Consider the following 16,029-nt stretch of genomic DNA (forward strand, 5'->3'; position numbering starts at 1 on the left):
ATAAAAACCTAGTCACGCTAGGTTTTTAGCACTACGATTTTCCCCAGGGCCCAACGGAGGGTCACTTTTCGTCAGGAGGCAATGTGGCCGTCAAGACCATCACGCAAGATTCGGCGGCTCCCGCCTCACTGCCCGCATCAAAGGAGTCAGGTAAATGAACCCCACCCTCTCAGCGCAGAAGACAACGGAGACCAAGACAGCGGAAGCCGAAACAGCCGTGCCTGCGACCACCGAACCCGCGGAAACCCCGGCCCGGCCCGGAGAGTTGCCCGACGCCGCCGAGGCCCGCCTCCGCGAACTTGCCCGCAGCCTAAGCCTCGAGCAGCAGATCAAGCTGCTCACGGGTGCGGATGTCTGGTCCACGCACGCCCTTCCGGAAATCGGCCTCAAGCGCATCGTGCTCTCCGACGGTCCCGCGGGCATCCGCGGCGAAGACTTCGACGAGCGCCACGACTCAGTCTCCCTGCCGTCGTCGTCCGCCCTTTCCGCCACGTGGAGCGTGGACATCGCCCGCCGCTACGGCCAGGTGCTGGGCCAGGAGGCGCGCCGCAAGGGCGTCCACGCCGTGCTGGGACCCACCATCAACCTGCACCGTTCACCGCTGGGCGGGCGCCACTTCGAATGCATGAGCGAGGATCCGCGGCTGACGGCCACCCTGGCCGCGGGCTATGTTTCCGGCGTGCAGTCCATGGGGGTGGGCGCCACGCCCAAGCACTACCTCGCCAACGAGGCCGAGACCGAGCGCTTCACCTCCGACTCCGTGGTGGACGAGCGGCCCCTGCGAGAGCTGTACCTCGCCGCCTTCGAGGACGCCATCACCGAGGCCCGCGCCTGGCTGGTGATGAGCTCGTACAACGCCATCAACGGCACCACCGCCAGCGAGAACACGCTCCTCGAAACCCCGCTGTCCAGCGAGTGGGGCTTCGACGGCGTCGTGGTTTCCGACTGGACCGGCGTGCGTTCCGTGGAGGCGGCCAACGCGCACCAGGACCTGGAGATGCCCGGCCCCGTGGGCCACTGGGGCGCCAAGCTGCTCGCCGCCGTCGAGGACGGCCGCGTTAGCGGCGAGGAGATCCTTGAGAAGATCACGCGCATCCTGCGCCTGGCGGCGCGCGTCGGCTCGCTGGAGGGGTTCGAGCCCGCGGTGACGGACTTCCCGGGCGCGCTCGACGGCGCCCAGGTGGCCCGCGAGGTGGCCGTCCGCGGCGCCGTGCTGATCCGCAACGAAGGCGGCCTCCTCCCGCTCGACGCCGCGGCGCTGGGCAGCGTGGCCGTGATCGGCCACAACGCGGAGGAGGCCCGCACGCAGGGCGGCGGCAGCGCCACTGTCATGCCGAAGTACACCGTCTCGCCGCTGGAGGGCCTGCGCACGGCACTGCCCGACGGCGTCACTGTCACCTTTTCGCGCGGGGCCAAGGTTGCCGAAGGCCTCCAGCCGTTCCCCCGGAAGTCGCTGCACAACCCCGTCAGCGGCGTCCCGGGAATGCGCGTGACCTTCCTCGATGCCGAGGGCAAGGAGATCTCCGGCGAGGACCGGTTGGCCTCGCACCTGATCTGGTTTGGCGTGGGCATCCCCGAAGGCACCGCGGCCATCCGGATGCAGACCGAATGGACGGCCGAAAGGGCCGGCATCCACCACCTCGGCGTCGGGACCGTGGGCCAGATCCGGCTGGCGATTGACGGCACCGACGTGTTCAACAGCGAACTGGAGGACGACACCAACGTCCTCGGCGCGGCACTCTTCGATCCGCCGCAGACCATCCACTCCGTCGAGACCGCCGCCGGCAAGCGCGTCGCCATCGAGGCCCTCTACCAGCTGCCGGAGCAGCAGGAGATTCCGCTTACCGCCATCCTGCTCGGCGAGGAGACCGTCGTCGCCGATCCCCAGGCGGAGATCCGGGCGGCCGTCGAAGCGGCCCGCACGGCCGACGTCGCCATCGTGGTGGTGGGCACCAACGCCGCCATCGAATCCGAAGGCTTCGACCGCAAGGACCTGGACCTGCCCGGGCACCAGAACGAGCTCGTCGAGGCCGTGGCGGCAGTCAATCCGCGCACCGTGGTGGTGGTGAACTCGGGTTCGCCGGTGCTGATGCCGTGGCTGGACAGGGTCGGCGCCGTGCTGCTCGGCTGGTTCGGCGGCCAGGAGTTCGGGGCGGCCGTTGCGGACATCCTGCTCGGCACTGAAGAGCCGGGCGGACGGCTGCCCACCACCTGGCCCGCAGCGCTCGAGGACGTGCCCGTGCTCAGCACCACCCCCGTTGACGGCAAGGTCGTCTACAGCGAAGGCCTCCATGTGGGCTACCGAGCCTGGCTCAGGCAGCAGACCGCCGGGGGCGCCGCCCCGTTGCTGCCGTTCGGTTTCGGCCTGGGCTATACGACGTTCGAGCTCGAAGGGGCACATGCGCCGGAGTCGGTTCCCGCGGGCAAGGACGTCGTGGTGCACGTTCCCGTCCGGAACACCGGCACGCGCACGGGCCGCGAAGTGGTGCAGGTCTACATTGCCCGTGAGAACTCCGCGGTGGAGCGGCCGGCCCGCTGGCTGGCGGGCTTCGCCGGAACGCACCTGGCGGCAGGCGGCACGGACAGCGTCCAGGTCCGGATTCCGGCCAGGGCGTTCGGCCATTACGACGGCGGGTGGCAGGTCGAGCGCGGATCCTTCCGGCTACTGGTGGGACGCCACGCGGCGGACGACTTCCAGGAGCTGGAGATCGAGGTCCGCTAGCACCTTCAACCCAACTGGCTCGCAATTGATGTCGTTTTGACGGCTCATAACGACATCAACTGCGAGCCAGTTGGGAGGCCTCCACGCGGGGCCCGGAGCCGGTCATCCGGAAGCGTTCCCCAGCCCGGCCTCTTTGTAGTAGCCCTCGATGTGGGCTGCCACCAGCTTGGCCGCACGGCCGCCGTCGTCGTTCCTGATGGCCGCCAGGATTTCCCGGTGCTCCGTCCGCAGCCGGACCGCTGTGGCCTCCCAGTCCGGCAGGTTGGCCGTCAGCTTCTCCGCATAGCCCTGAATAGCTTCGCGGAGGGAACCCATCATGGCGCTGACCACCGCATTGCCGGCGGCGTCGGCCAGGGCCAGGTGGAAGCGGACGTCCAGTGCCAGGAAATCATCCACGCCGTGGTCCGCGTCCATGTCGTCCAGCAACTTGGCCGCGAGGTCGAGTTCCGGCGCTCCGGGCTTCGCGCGCGCCGCAGCCCAGGATTCGAGCAGCACCCGGGTTTCCACGATGTCCGCCACCGGCAGGTGCTGGGTGGCAACGTGCAGCCGCAGCGCCGAGCCAAGCGCCGCCGTCGGGTCTGAAATCACCACGGTCCCGGCGTCCGGGCCGGAACCGACGCCGGCGCGCACCACCCCCATGGCCTCCAGGATCCGGATGGCCTCGCGGACTGACGTGCGGGAGACACCGAGCTGCTCGGCCAGGCTCCGTTCGGCGGGGAGGCGCCCGCCCACCGCCAGTTGGCCGCCCGAGAGCTGGTCCTCGATCCAGTGCAGGACAAGTTGGTGCGTGCGCATGTGCCAATGGTACTTGATGTGGTTGGACCACATGCCCTACAGTGTGGTTAGACCACAGCGCGCAAACTGTCCCGCTGACTACCGTCCCGGCCCGCCATCGGAGGAAAGCCATGACCCACACCATCCAGCCAAGCAATCCTGAAACCACTCCGGCGCCGGACGCAACGGATGCCCGTGCCGCAGCAGGATACGCCGCACCCGGCGGCCTGTCAGCCGCTCCCTTGGTTCCCGCCGCCCTCAAGCGCCGGATTCCCAAGTACTCGGACCTCGCCCCGCTCATGCAGTTCAAGAAGCCGGAGTTCAGCAAGGCTGCACGGCTCAAGCGCGCCAGCACCATCTGGGAGCTCCGCGACATTGCAAAGCGCCGCACGCCGCAGGCCCCGTTCGACTACACCGACGGCGCGGCGGAAGCCGAGATCACCCTCCGCCGCGCACGCGAGGCGTTCCTGGACATCGAATTCCGGCCGGGCATCCTGCGGAACGTTTCCAGTATCGACCTGAACACCGACATTTTGGGCAAGCCCTCACGACTCCCGGTAGGCATCGCTCCCACCGGATTCACCCGCATGATGCAGTCCGAGGGCGAATACGCCGGATCCCAGGCCGCCGAGGCCGCCGGAATCCCCTACACGCTGTCCACCATGGGCACGGCCTCCATCGAGGACGTGGCCGCGGCGGCGCCCAACGGCCGGAACTGGTTCCAGCTGTACCTGTGGACGGACCGGGACCGTTCCCTCGAACTGATCGAACGCGCCGCGAAGGCCGGCAACGACACGCTCATGGTCACTGTGGACACCGCGGTAGCCGGGGCCCGCCTGCGCGACGTCCGCAACGGCATGACCATTCCGCCGGCGCTGACGTTGAAGACCGTCCTGGATGCGTCCTACCGGCCGGCCTGGTGGTTCAACTTCCTGACCCACGAGCCGCTCACGTTCGCGTCACTGTCTCGCTACACGGGCACGGTGGCCGACCTCATCAACTCGATGTTCGATCCCACCCTGACCTTCGAGGACCTCGACTGGCTCCGCGAAACCTGGAAGGGCAAGCTCGTGGTCAAGGGCATCCAGACGGTGGACGACGCCCGCAAGGTGGTGGACCACGGCGCCGACGGCGTGGTGCTCTCCAACCACGGCGGACGCCAGCTGGACCGCGCACCGATCCCGTTCCACCTGCTGCCGGACGTCTCCAAGGCGCTGAAGGCGGACAACAGCGACGCCGCCATCATCCTGGACACCGGCATCATGAGCGGGGCGGACATCATCGCCGCCCTGGCCCTGGGTGCGGACTTCACCCTGATCGGCCGCGCCTACCTGTACGGGCTCATGGCCGGCGGACGCGCCGGTGTTGACCGCGCCCTGGAGATCCTCGAAAAGGACATGGCCCGCACTATGGCCCTGCTCGGCGTCAGCAAGCTCTCCGAACTCACGCCGGACCACGTGCGGATCCTCGGCAGGTAGCCAGCCCAAAGCCAGCCCAACTGACTCGCAGTTGTTGTCGTTTTGAGCCGTCAAAACGACAACAACTGCGAGTCAGTTGGGCTATTTTTTGCGGCCGAACTTCGGCAGGTTCGCCAGGAGGTCCGCCGCCTTCTTGGCACCGCGGCCCACGGTGCGGCCGATCTGCTGCGGGACGGTGTCGTCGTGCGCGGCGCCTCCCGGGACCGGGCCGCCCGGAACCACGACGGCGGGACTCAACTGCCCGCTCGCGGGACGTCCGGGTGCGTGCGTGGCCTGTTCCGCCGCGGCAGCTCCCGCTGCTCCGGCCGAGTCTTCCGCCGCGAATGACTCCGGTACCTCCGTCGCGGCGGGGGATGCAGAGGCCGGCTGCCGGGACGCGGCCTGGGGGCGGGCGCGGGACGGCTGGGACTCCTCCGTTGCCGCCGGGCGGGTGTCCGCCTCCGGCGACTTCGCGGCGGCCGCGGGGCCGACGTCGAACGTCTCCAGCCAGCTGGCGATCCCGGCCAGCGGCTTCGGGTTGAGTGCGTAATAGCGTTTCTGGCCCTGCGCGCGCATGCTCACGAGGTCGGCTTGGCGCAGCACCTTGAGGTGTTTGGAGATGGTGGGCTGGCTGGCGGCGAGCTCCTCGACCAGTTCCCCCACTGCCTTGTCCCCCGCGCGGAGGGATACGAGAATGTCACGCCGCGTTGCCTCAGCAATGACGGCAAATACGTCGTCTGTCACCATGTGTCCCACCCTAGCGACATATACGCCGGATGGCATCTACTATTTCGCCGGTCGCCGCCCGGTCGCCGCACGAAGACGTCAGCCGAGGCTGTCAGTCGAACCAGGGATCCAGCCCGTGCAGCGGGAACACTTCCTTGCGGGTGGCCATCACGGTGCGGTCAATATCGTCATTGGGGTCGAAGCCGACCTCCCAGGACCGCCACCACACATCCGCGTCATCCCCCATGAGTTCGGGCGCGGCAATCCCGTACCGCTCCTTCACATAAGTCCGCCATTCCTCCGGCACCGGTGTGCGCAGGGGGACGGGGCGGCCCGCGGCGATGCCGATCAGGTGGCTCCAGGCCCGGGGCACCACGCCCGTGATGTGGTATCCGCCGCCGCCCGTGGCGATCCAGCGGTTGTCGCAGTGGCGGGCGGCGAGATTCGCGACGGCGGTGGCCGCCTCGCGCTGCCCGTCCACGCTGACGTTGAGGTGCGTCAGGGGATCCAGCCGGTGCGAATCGCAGCCATGCTGGCTCACGATCACCTCGGGCTGGAACGCCCCTACGAGCTGCGGGACCACCGCGTGGAAGGCCCGCAGCCAGCCGGCGTCCCCGGTCCCGGCGGGCAGTGCGACATTGACGGCGCTGCCCAGGGCGTCCGGACCGCCGATCTCATTGGCGAAGCCGGTGCCGGGGAACAGGGTCATGCCGGACTCGTGCAGCGAGATGGTCAGGACCCGCGGATCGTTCCAGAAGATGCTCTGCGTCCCGTCCCCGTGGTGGGCGTCGACATCGATATATGCCACGCGCTGCACACCGCCGTCGAGCAGTTTGCTGACGGCGAGGGCGGCGTCGTTGTAGATGCAGAAACCGCTGGCGCGGTCACGGGAGGCGTGATGCAGCCCGCCGCCGAAGTTCACCGCCCGGACCGCAGAACCGTCCAGGATCGAGCTCGCCGCGAGCAGCGAGCCGCCGGCCAGCCGCGCGGCGGCCTCGTGCATTCCGGAGAAGGCCGGATCATCCTCCGTGCCCAGCCCGTGGACCTCGTCAGTGGTCCACGGATTTTCGCTGACCCGGCGGACCGCCGCCACGAACGCCGGGCTGTGAACGGCCGTCAGTTCGTCGTCGCCGGCCACCTCAGGTGCTGCAACCGTGACGTGGTCCAGGTCCAGCAGCCCCAGGCTCCTGGCCAGCCGGGCGGTGAGGTCCATCCTGTCCGGCGCCATCGGGTGGCCCGGGCCGAAGTTGTACGCCGTCATGGCAGCGTCCCACACCACCGTCGTTGGCAGTGCGGGGAGGGAGAGACCGGGCAGGAATGTCATCAAGGACAGGCTACCCGAGCCCGGTACCCGGGATTCCCGGTCATGCGCGGAATATAGTGGTTTACTACTGAAGGAAGCCGTTTCTACCGAGGAAAAGCCGCACATGACGCAAAGCCAGCCGAGGTCCAAGAGCCCGGCTAACTGGCACCCCGGCATGCCGGAGCGTGAGGGCCTCTGGATCTTCACCGGCATCCGCGACTTCATCGACAACATCGCCAACACCTCACCCGCGCGGCTGGCGCTGACTGCGTTCGGTGTTGCGATCCTCGTGTTCACCGCGGTCCTTTCACTGCCGGCGTCATCCGCCACCGGCGACTTCACTCCCCTGCACCAGGCCCTCTTCACAGCGGTGTCCGCAGTCTGCGTCACCGGGCTGACTGTCGTGTCCACCGCCGCGCACTGGTCCTTCTTTGGCCAGCTGGTCATCCTCATCGGTATTTTCGTAGGCGGCTTGGGCACCTTGACCCTGGCCTCGCTGCTGGCGCTCATGGTCAGCAAGAAGCTCGGCGTGCGCGGCAAGCTCATCGCCCAGGAAGCCATGAACAATGCCGGCCGCCTTGGCGAAGTGGGCACCCTGCTGCGGATCGTCATCACCACTTCCGTGGTGATTGAGGGTGTCCTCGCGCTTGCCCTGATCCCCCGCTTCCTGACGCTCGGCGAAAGCTTCGGCCAGTCGGTGTGGCACGGCGTCTTCTACTCGATCTCGTCCTTCAACAACGCCGGTTTCACCCCGCACTCGGACGGCATCGTCCCCTATGAGACAGACCTGTGGATCCTCATTCCGCTCATGCTGGGCGTTTTCCTCGGCAGCCTGGGCTTCCCGGTAGTGATGGTGCTGCAGCAGAACGGCCTCAACTGGAAGAAATGGAACCTGCACACCAAGCTGACCATCCAGGTGTCGTTCATCCTGCTGGCCGCCGGGACGCTGCTGTGGGGGCTGATGGAATGGGACAACGTCCGGACTATCGGAGGGATGGCCCTCGGCGACAAGATCACGCACTCGCTGTTTGCCTCCGTCATGACCCGGTCCGGGGGCTTCAATCTGGTGGACCAGAACCATATGGATTCCACCACCATGCTCCTGAGTGATGCCCTGATGTTCGCCGGCGGCGGTTCGGCATCCACGGCCGGCGGCATCAAGGTGACCACCATCGCCGTGATGTTCCTGGCAATCGTTGCCGAAGCCCGCGGCGACGCCGACGTAAAGGTCTATGGCCGCACCATCCCGCAGGGAACCATGCGGGTGGCCATCTCGGTGATCGTCGCCGGCGCGACCCTGGTGTCCGTCTCGGCGTTCCTGCTCCTGCACATCAGCGGCGCTTCCCTGGACCGGGTGCTGTTTGAGACCATTTCAGCCTTTGCCACGGTGGGGCTCAGCACCAACCTCAGTGCCGAGCTGCCGCCGTCGGGCGTGTATGTCCTGTCCGTTCTGATGTTTGCGGGCCGCGTCGGCACCGTAACCCTAGCCGCTGCCCTGGCCCTCCGCCAGCGTAGCCAGCTTTACCACTACCCGGAAGAGAGGCCCATCATTGGCTGATCCCTCAGGCGCCGTAAATCGCCCCGCCCACAATGCCCCCGTCCTGGTGATCGGGCTGGGCCGTTTTGGCTCTTCGACCGCCGAGCAGCTGGTCAAGCAGGGGCGCGAAGTGCTGGCCATCGAGCGCGACCGCACCCTGGTGCAGAAGTGGGCGCCCGTCCTGACCCACGTGGTGGAGGCTGACGCCACCAACATCGATGCCCTTCGCCAGCTCGGGGCGCAGGAGTTCAGCTCCGCCGTCGTCGGAGTCGGCACGTCCATCGAATCCTCGGTGCTGATCACCGTCAACCTCGTGGACCTCGGGATCCAGCACCTCTGGGTCAAGGCCATCACCCCGTCGCACGGCAAGATCCTCACCCGGATCGGCGCCAACCACGTGATCTACCCCGAGGCCGACGCCGGCGTCCGTGCCGCGCACCTGGTGTCCGGACGGATGCTGGACTTCATCGAGTTCGACGACGACTATGCGATCGTGAAGATGTACCCGCCCCGGGAAACTGTCGGGTTTACCCTCGAAGAGTCCAAGGTCCGTTCCAAATACGGCGTGACCATTGTGGGGGTGAAGACCCCAGGCGAGGACTTCACCTACGCCCGGCCGGAAACCAAGGTATCCGGCCGCGACATGCTGATCGTCTCGGGGCACGTAGACCTGCTGGAGCGCTTCGCCGCCCGCCCGTAGCCGGCCGCGACTCCAAGCCCTCCAACACAGACAAACCCGGGCACCGCAGTGCCCGGGTTGGTCTGTGCCGCCTGGTTTGTGGTTGGGGCGCCTAGCCCAGCTGCTTCGTCATCTCGGCGGCGCGGTCGGCCGCGGCACGTGCGCCCGCCGCGATGATTGCCGGCATCCCGCGCTCATCGAACGTCGCAATGGCTCGTTCGGTGGTGCCGTTCGGGCTGGTCACGGCCTTGCGCAGGGCAGCCGGCACGGCGCCGGGTTCCGCCAGCATGAACCCTGCTCCGGCAACGGTTTCGCGTGCCAGCAGGAGCGAGAGTTCCTCGTCGAGTCCAAGCTCCACCCCCGCAGCCGCCATTGCCTCCGCAAGGTAGAACGCGTAGGCGGGGCCGGAACCGCTGATTGCGCCCAGTGCGTCCACCTGCTCTTCCGGAATTTCGACGACGGTTCCCACCGCGGAGAGGATATCTTTCGCCCGCTGGAGCTGCTCAGGCGTGCAGTTGGTGCCCGCGGACACGGAAACCACTCCCCGGCCCAGCTTCGCCGGAGTGTTGGGCATTGTCCGGATCACGGGCTGGCCCGGCGGGAGGGCGGCTTCAAGCTGGGCAATGGAAACGGCGGCGGCGACGCTGATGACGATCGTATCGGGGGAAAGGGAGCCACTGATTTCGCGCGCCAGGTCGGCGATGCCCACCGGCTTCACGCCGAGAATCACGACGCCGGAACCCTTCGCCGCCTGCTTGTTGTTGTCAGGTTCTTCCTCTCCGGCGATGGCCGTAATGCCGTGGTGGCGCTGCGCCAGCTCGGCGGCCCGCTCGGCACGACGCACTGTTGCCACGACGTCCATGGGGTTTGTGCCCCCCTCGAGGAGGCCGCCCATGATGGCCTCGTTCATTGATCCACAGCCAAGGAATGCGATTCGGTTGCTCATTGCTCCATCATTGCAGTTCACCAGCCTTGATGCAGGCGGGCGCCATTCACAGGAAGCTCACATGTTGGCCGCAGCTTTCACACAATTTAGGGCCCTAGCTTTGTTATTACCTCATTGAGGGTGCGAGTGATGAGGCAAGCATGGGGATGTTTGCCTGGCACCGACGGACTGCAGCAGTTTTACCCATTTTCCTGCAGCAGGCCGTCGGTGCCTTCGCTTTTAAGGCTCTTTAAGGTCCGGAGGCGCGGGTTTTATGGTTCGGAGGCGCAGGCCGGCCGGATTCCCAGCGGGCACTCAGGAAAAACCCGCTGAACACTCAAATTCGCTCGTTAGTGTCGTTAACGCCTCACAAGGTGCGAGTGATGGAGCCGGTCCCCAGGGACTGGCGCGGCGCCGGTCGGTTGCAGGAGTGTTCCCCCCAGCTCCTTCTGCGAAACCGTCCGGCGCTTCCTCGTTTAACGTCCGACGCTTCCGCGTTTAAGACGTCACCTTTGGATGCTTATGACGTCAATCGTTTAGACGGCGGGCAGCGTCGCGGGCTGCTGGGCCCCGACGTGCGGGGCCGGTTCCAGCGGGCCGTCAAAGACCAGCTGGTCCAGCCGGCGCAGGATGAGACCTTCGCGGAGGGCCCACGGGCAGATCCTGATCTTTTTGAATGCGAAGAGCTCGAGGGCCGCCTCAGCCACGAGAGCCCCCGCGAGGAGCTGGTTGGCACGGGCTTCCGAGACTCCCGGGAGGTGCAGCCTGTCCTCCGTTTTCATGGCCGAAATCCGCTGCGCCCAGATTCCGAGGTCCGTGGCATTCAGTTCGCGCTTGACATACGGACCGGCCCCGCTGGGCGCCGCTCCTGCGATCCGCGCCAGCGAACGGAACGTCTTGGACGTCCCGGCCACCAGATTGGCACGGCCGACCGCGTCGAAGCGCCGGGCCGCCGGCTTGAGGGTTGCACGGATGTAGCGCCGGAGTTCCTTCACGCTCTTCGCCGAGGGAGGGTCCTCGTGCAGCCAGTCCCGCGTTAGGCGGCTGGCGCCCAAGGGCACTGAGGTGGCCAGCTCCGGCAGCTCGTCCTGCCCGGAGGCCATTTCGAAGGAGCCGCCGCCGATGTCCAGGTTCAGGATGGGGCCGGCACCCCAGCCGTACCAGCGGCGGACGGCGAAGAACGTCATGGACGCTTCCTCGCTGCCGGTCAGTTCCTGCAGGGTGACCGTGGTTTCGTGCTTGACGCGTGCCAGCACGGCGGGGCCGTTGGTGGCCTCGCGGATGGCGGACGTACAAAAGGCCAGCAGGTCATCCGCCTTGTGCCTGGCGGCGAATTCCCAGGCTTCCAGGACGAACTCCGTCAGCTCATGCTGGCCGGCGTCGGTGATGTTGCCGTCGCCGTCGAGATACTGCACGAGCGATAGCGGTCGCTTATGTGAAGCAAAAGGTACCGGCCGCGCGCCGGGGTGGGCGTCCACGAGCAGGAGGTGGACAGTATTGGACCCGATATCGAGGACGCCTAGCCGCATCCTGCCATTATTCCCCCCGGAGGCGCAGCAGCTGCAATCGGGCAATCACATTTCGGGAGTCACGGTTCCCGGAGCCGGGCTACTCGCCTTCCAGGCCGGCGGGGTTGGCGTCAGCTTCGTCGGCGCGCTTGAAGTCCCGCTTGATGTTGGCGATGCCCTCCGGGTTGATCTCAAAGCCGTAGGCGGCGCCCGGGTTGATGACCATGCCGAGTTCGTCACCGATGTTCGCGATGATCGCCGCGCCCTGCGTGCCCAGCACGTTCGGGGCGGCTTCAAGGTACTGCCCGTCAACGCGGCTGGGATGCGAGAACACGGCCAGGACGGGCTGGCCCTCCGCGTTGCCGAGCACGAGCGGCTCGACCTGGGAGTCTTCGCCTTCGAGGGCGTCGGAGCTGATGATGTAGACCTCGTTGTTGAGGAAGGAGAGGATGACGTCCACCGGGTTGGCGTCCGGCTGGTCCCCGTGGGACAGCTTCTCCTCGAGGTCGTTCAGCGGCGTGGCGTCTGCGGGTCCGGGCTGTTCAGTCATGTATCTACTCGACCACGTTGAGCACAGCGGCGCAATTCCGGCCTGCCCGCGCTCCAGCCACGTAACGCCGGTCGAGCGTGTCGAGACCCCAGGTTTCGCTCCCCCACCCGCACCCTAACCTCGCAAGCTCGGTTAGGGAGACGGTGGGGAGAACGAGCGAGCACGCCGAGGATGGCTCGGGTCCCGAGCCGGGCACGCCCTATTTCTTGGCCGCTGCCTTCTTGGCGGGGGCCTTCCGCGTGGTGGTGGTGGTGCGCTTGGCCGGGCCCTTGGCCCGCTTTTCCGCCAATAGTTCGACAGCCTGCTCCCGCGTCAGTTCCTCCAGCGAGGTGCTCCGGGGCACGGTGATGTTGGTGACGCCGTCGGTGATGTAGGGCCCGAAGCGGCCTTCCTTCACCACGATGTTCTTCTCCGAGACCGGGTCCGGGCCGAACTCCGCCAGCGGCGGCACGGCGGCGCGGGCACCGCGCTGCTTGGGCTGGGAGTAGATCTCCAGTGCCTGCTCCAGCGTGATGGTGAAGATTTCCTCTTCCGAGCCGATGGAGCGCGAGTCCGTGCCCTTCTTCAGGTAGGGTCCGAAGCGGCCGTTCTGGACCGTGATCACGTGGCCCTCGGCGTCCTCGCCCAGCGCCCGCGGAAGGCTCATGAGCTGCAGGGCCTCGTCCAGCGTGATGGAATCAACCGTCATGGACTTGAACAGCGAGCCGGTGCGCGGCTTGGCCTTCACCGGCTTCTTCGGCGGCTTCGGCTTGCCGTTCTTGTAGTACTCAACAGGCTGGTTGGCCAGCTGCTCCTCCGTCATCTCCGGAATGACCTCGGTGACGTAGGCGCCGTAGCGGCCGTTCTTCGCCACCACGGTGTGTCCGGTGTGCGGATCGGCGCCCAGGACCCGCTCTTCGGGCGCGGCGGTTTCCATGAGCTCCAGGGCCTTGGCAGCGGTGAGTTCATCCGGGGCAAGGTCCTCGGGAACGTTGGCGCGTGCAGACTCCACCACCTCGCCGGTCTTGGGATCGACCGTGGGGACGGAGCTTTCCAGGTAGGGCCCGAACTTTCCGACGCGCAGGGTGATGCCCTCGGCGATGGGCACCGAGTTGATTTCCCGGGCATCGATCTCGCCCAGGTTGTTCACGATGCTCAGCAGGCCCGGATCGGCGTCTTCGCCGTAGTAGAAGTGCTTGAGCCAGGCGGAGCCAACGGCCTGGCCGTTGGCGATCTTGTCGAGATCGCCTTCCATGTCGGCCGTGAACTCGTAGTCCACGTAGTCATGGAAGTGCTGCTCGAGCAGCCGGATCACCGAGAACGCTATCCAGCTGGGAACCAGGGCAGACCCCTGTTTCCGGACGTAGCCGCGGTCCTGGATGGTGGAGATCGTGGAGGCATAGGTGGACGGACGTCCGATGCCCTTCTTTTCCAGTTCGGCGGTCAGCGACGCTTCGGTGAAGCGCGGCGGCGGCGAGGTCTCGTGGCCCACGGCCACGATGTCCGATGCAGTGAGGGAGTCGTCCTTGGCCACGTTGGGCAGGCGGCGTGCTTCCTCGGACTCGTCGTCTCCGCGGCTTTCGTCCTTGCCTTCCTCATAGGCGGCGAGGAAGCCGGGGAAGGTGATGACGGTGCCGGAGGCCGAGAACTCTGCGTCGCGGCCATCGGAGGCCACGGCACCCAGGCGGATGGTGGCCGTGGATCCCTTGGCATCGCCCATCTGGGAGGCGACGGTCCGCTTCCAGATCAGCTCGTACAGCCGGAATTCGTCACCGCTGAGCTGCTTGGCAACCTGCGCCGGAGTGCGGAAGGAGTCACCGGCGGGACGGATGGCCTCGTGGGCCTCCTGCGCGTTCGCGGCTTTGCTGGTGTACACGCGGGGCGACTGCGGAACGTACTCGGGACCGTACAGCTCGGAGGCCTGGCGCCGGGCGGCCGTGACGGCCTCGTCGCTCAGCGCCGACGAATCGGTACGCATATAGGTGATGTAGCCGTTTTCATACAGCCGCTGGGCCACCTGCATGGTGCTCTTGGACGAGAAGCGCAGCTTGCGGCCCGCCTCCTGCTGCAGCGTGGACGTAGTGAACGGGGCAGCCGGACGGCGGGTGTAGGGCTTGGTGTCGACGGAGCGGACGCGGAAATCGGCGTCCTGCAGCGCGGCCGCCAGGGACGTGGCGAGTTCCTCGTTGAGGTGGGCCACATTGCGGGAGGTGAGTTCGCCGTCGTCGTTAAAGTCACGGCCGGTGGCGACCTTGGCGCCGTCAACCGCGGCGAGCTTCGCTTTGAACGAGCCGGAATCGGCACCAAACTGCCCGGTCAGGTCCCAGTAGGACGCCGCCTTGAAGGCCATGCGCTCCCGTTCACGGTCAACCACCATGCGGGTCACCACGGACTGCACGCGGCCGGCGGACAGGCCTCGCGCCACCTTGCGCCACAGCACCGGGGAAATCTCGTATCCGTAAAGGCGGTCAAGGATGCGCCGGGTTTCCTGCGCGTCAACGAGGGCCGCATCGACATCGCGCAGGTTGTCCATGGCGCGGTGGATGGCTTCCTTGGTGATTTCACCGAAGGTCATCCGGTACACCGGGACCTTGGGCTTGAGGACCTCCAGCAGGTGCCACGCGATGGCCTCGCCCTCGCGGTCCCCATCGGTTGCGAGATAGAGGGCGTCGGCGTCCTTGAGCTGGGCCTTGAGTTCGGCCACCTTTTTCTTCTTGTCCGGGGACACCACGTAGTACGGCTTGAAGCCATTTTCGACGTCGACGGCGAACTTGCCCACGGAGGTCTTCTTCAGTTCCGCGGGGAGTTCCGACGGCTGCGGCAGGTCGCGGATGTGACCGATGGAGGCCTCAACGATGAAGCCCTCGCCCAGGTACTTGGCGATGGTCTTGCTCTTGGCCGGAGACTCCACGATCACGAGTTTCTTGCCGGTTTTGGCCTTGCTTGGCACAGTGCTCCTACAGAAAAAGGTTGCTCGGGCAGATGAGCCCATATTGGCCTAGTTCACCATATTTTGGAGAATCTTGCGCTGTCATGTGGAAAAGAGGTGGCCACCGTCACTGCCAAGCGGGCTTACTCAGCTCCGGCCGGATGCACCGTTCCGGGCCGCCCCTGCCACCGCGCGGTCGTCCGGAATCATGGACCACATGGTGGCGGTCCGCTCAGCTCCCGGGGGGATGACGCTCGGGTCCTCGAGCTCGTATCCACGCAGCAATTCGAAGACCCTCCCGGTGAGTTCGCTGCGCTGCCCCGGCGTCAGGTAAAGGAGGTTGCTGGCCAGGACCACCACCGACGACGACTCCGGAGACTCGCCGCGCTGGCGCTGCTCGTTCCGGACCGCGGCGTAGGCGTGGGCGCGGCGGCGGAAGGCATCCAGCTCGAGGTCGATCACCGCGAACTCGGGGCTGGCCACCCGCCCGCCGGAGTTGATGGCAAAGTCCGTGCCGGCCGCCTTCCAACGGCGTTCGCGGGCGTCACCGGCGGTCTCCGCCGGCACCACGATCCCCCACTTCTGGAGAGCGCGAAGGTGGTAGCTCATGGCACTCGGCGTCAGCCCGGTCTGCTGGGCAAGTTCGGTGGCCGTGCGGCTGGTCTGGGTGGAGTACAGCTCGGAAATCACTTCGAGCCGCGCGGCATGGGCCAGCGCCCGGATTGCCTTGGGGTCGGTGATCTCCACTTTCTTTTCCTGGCGTGGCCTGCGCATCGATCCCGGATTCGCACCGGGCGTCATCGTGTTTGCCGGCTCCGCGGAGGGCGTCTCAGTACTCACTTTCCCAGTCTACCCAGCATGAATGAGTTATGAAAGAAATGTTTGACATTCTCGCGGGCGACGGCGGCTGCGCCGGAGTGAACCTCCGGCCAGGGGGTTA

Annotated in this window: 12 protein-coding genes; 4 read left to right on the forward strand and 8 right to left on the reverse strand. The window is 66.8% G+C overall.

What is annotated here, in order from left to right; all coding sequences use genetic code 11:
* Positions 1 to 154 precede the first annotated feature (154 nt).
* Positions 155 to 2,722: a glycoside hydrolase family 3 C-terminal domain-containing protein gene (locus ASG92_RS24220; protein ID WP_082579708.1), complete on the forward strand. Its 2,568-nt coding sequence runs from the start codon at positions 155 to 157 to the stop codon at positions 2,720 to 2,722.
* Between the two features lie 102 nt (positions 2,723 to 2,824).
* Here the strand turns inward: ASG92_RS24220 and ASG92_RS24225 are convergent, their stop codons facing one another.
* On the reverse strand, positions 2,825 to 3,517 hold the full coding sequence (locus ASG92_RS24225) for an FCD domain-containing protein (protein ID WP_056634823.1): 693 nt from the start codon (positions 3,515 to 3,517) through the stop codon (positions 2,825 to 2,827).
* Positions 3,518 to 3,627: 110 nt separating this feature from the next.
* Here ASG92_RS24225 and ASG92_RS24230 point away from each other — a divergent pair, with 110 nt between their 5' ends.
* On the forward strand, positions 3,628 to 4,974 hold the full coding sequence (locus tag ASG92_RS24230) for an alpha-hydroxy acid oxidase (protein ID WP_056634587.1): 1,347 nt from the start codon (positions 3,628 to 3,630) through the stop codon (positions 4,972 to 4,974).
* Between the two features lie 81 nt (positions 4,975 to 5,055).
* On the opposite strand, the gene ASG92_RS24235 is transcribed toward ASG92_RS24230, so the two are convergent.
* Positions 5,056 to 5,700 (reverse strand): metalloregulator ArsR/SmtB family transcription factor, encoded by a 645-nt coding sequence (locus ASG92_RS24235; protein WP_056634590.1) that lies wholly within the window; start codon positions 5,698 to 5,700, stop codon positions 5,056 to 5,058.
* A 91-nt stretch (positions 5,701 to 5,791) separates the two neighbouring features.
* Positions 5,792 to 7,003: an acetoin utilization protein AcuC gene (locus tag ASG92_RS24240; protein WP_056634593.1), complete on the reverse strand. Its 1,212-nt coding sequence runs from the start codon at positions 7,001 to 7,003 to the stop codon at positions 5,792 to 5,794.
* Between the two features lie 103 nt (positions 7,004 to 7,106).
* Between ASG92_RS24240 and ASG92_RS24245 the strand changes: the two genes are divergently transcribed.
* Both ASG92_RS24245 and ASG92_RS24250 read left to right on the forward strand, forming a co-directional pair.
* The gene (locus ASG92_RS24245) at positions 7,107 to 8,540 is read left to right on the forward strand and encodes a potassium transporter TrkG (RefSeq protein WP_056634596.1); all 1,434 of its coding nucleotides are present in this window, start codon (positions 7,107 to 7,109) and stop codon (positions 8,538 to 8,540) included.
* The gene (locus tag ASG92_RS24250) at positions 8,533 to 9,219 is read left to right on the forward strand and encodes a TrkA family potassium uptake protein (protein WP_056634599.1); all 687 of its coding nucleotides are present in this window, start codon (positions 8,533 to 8,535) and stop codon (positions 9,217 to 9,219) included. The genes ASG92_RS24245 and ASG92_RS24250 overlap by 8 nt, the downstream gene beginning before the upstream one ends.
* A gap of 91 nt (positions 9,220 to 9,310) precedes the next feature.
* Here ASG92_RS24250 and proC read toward each other — a convergent pair whose 3' ends face one another.
* The 5 genes from proC to ASG92_RS24275 form a co-directional block, all read right to left on the reverse strand.
* Positions 9,311 to 10,144: a pyrroline-5-carboxylate reductase gene (gene proC, locus ASG92_RS24255; RefSeq protein WP_056634602.1), complete on the reverse strand. Its 834-nt coding sequence runs from the start codon at positions 10,142 to 10,144 to the stop codon at positions 9,311 to 9,313.
* A 515-nt stretch (positions 10,145 to 10,659) separates the two neighbouring features.
* Positions 10,660 to 11,652, reverse strand: coding sequence for a Ppx/GppA phosphatase family protein (locus tag ASG92_RS24260; protein WP_056634606.1), 993 nt, complete (start codon positions 11,650 to 11,652; stop codon positions 10,660 to 10,662).
* Between the two features lie 79 nt (positions 11,653 to 11,731).
* On the reverse strand, positions 11,732 to 12,181 hold the full coding sequence (locus tag ASG92_RS24265; RefSeq protein WP_056634609.1) for an SseB family protein: 450 nt from the start codon (positions 12,179 to 12,181) through the stop codon (positions 11,732 to 11,734).
* A 199-nt stretch (positions 12,182 to 12,380) separates the two neighbouring features.
* Positions 12,381 to 15,110, reverse strand: a complete 2,730-nt coding sequence (topA, locus tag ASG92_RS24270) for a type I DNA topoisomerase (protein ID WP_056634613.1) — start codon at positions 15,108 to 15,110, stop codon at positions 12,381 to 12,383.
* A 126-nt stretch (positions 15,111 to 15,236) separates the two neighbouring features.
* Positions 15,237 to 15,929 (reverse strand): winged helix-turn-helix domain-containing protein, encoded by a 693-nt coding sequence (locus tag ASG92_RS24275; protein WP_056634616.1) that lies wholly within the window; start codon positions 15,927 to 15,929, stop codon positions 15,237 to 15,239.
* Between the last annotated feature and the right edge of the window lie 100 nt (positions 15,930 to 16,029).

Origin of the sequence: Arthrobacter sp. Soil736 (assembly GCF_001428005.1) — a bacterium.
In the GTDB taxonomy this organism is placed as follows: Bacteria; Actinomycetota; Actinomycetes; order Actinomycetales; family Micrococcaceae; genus Arthrobacter.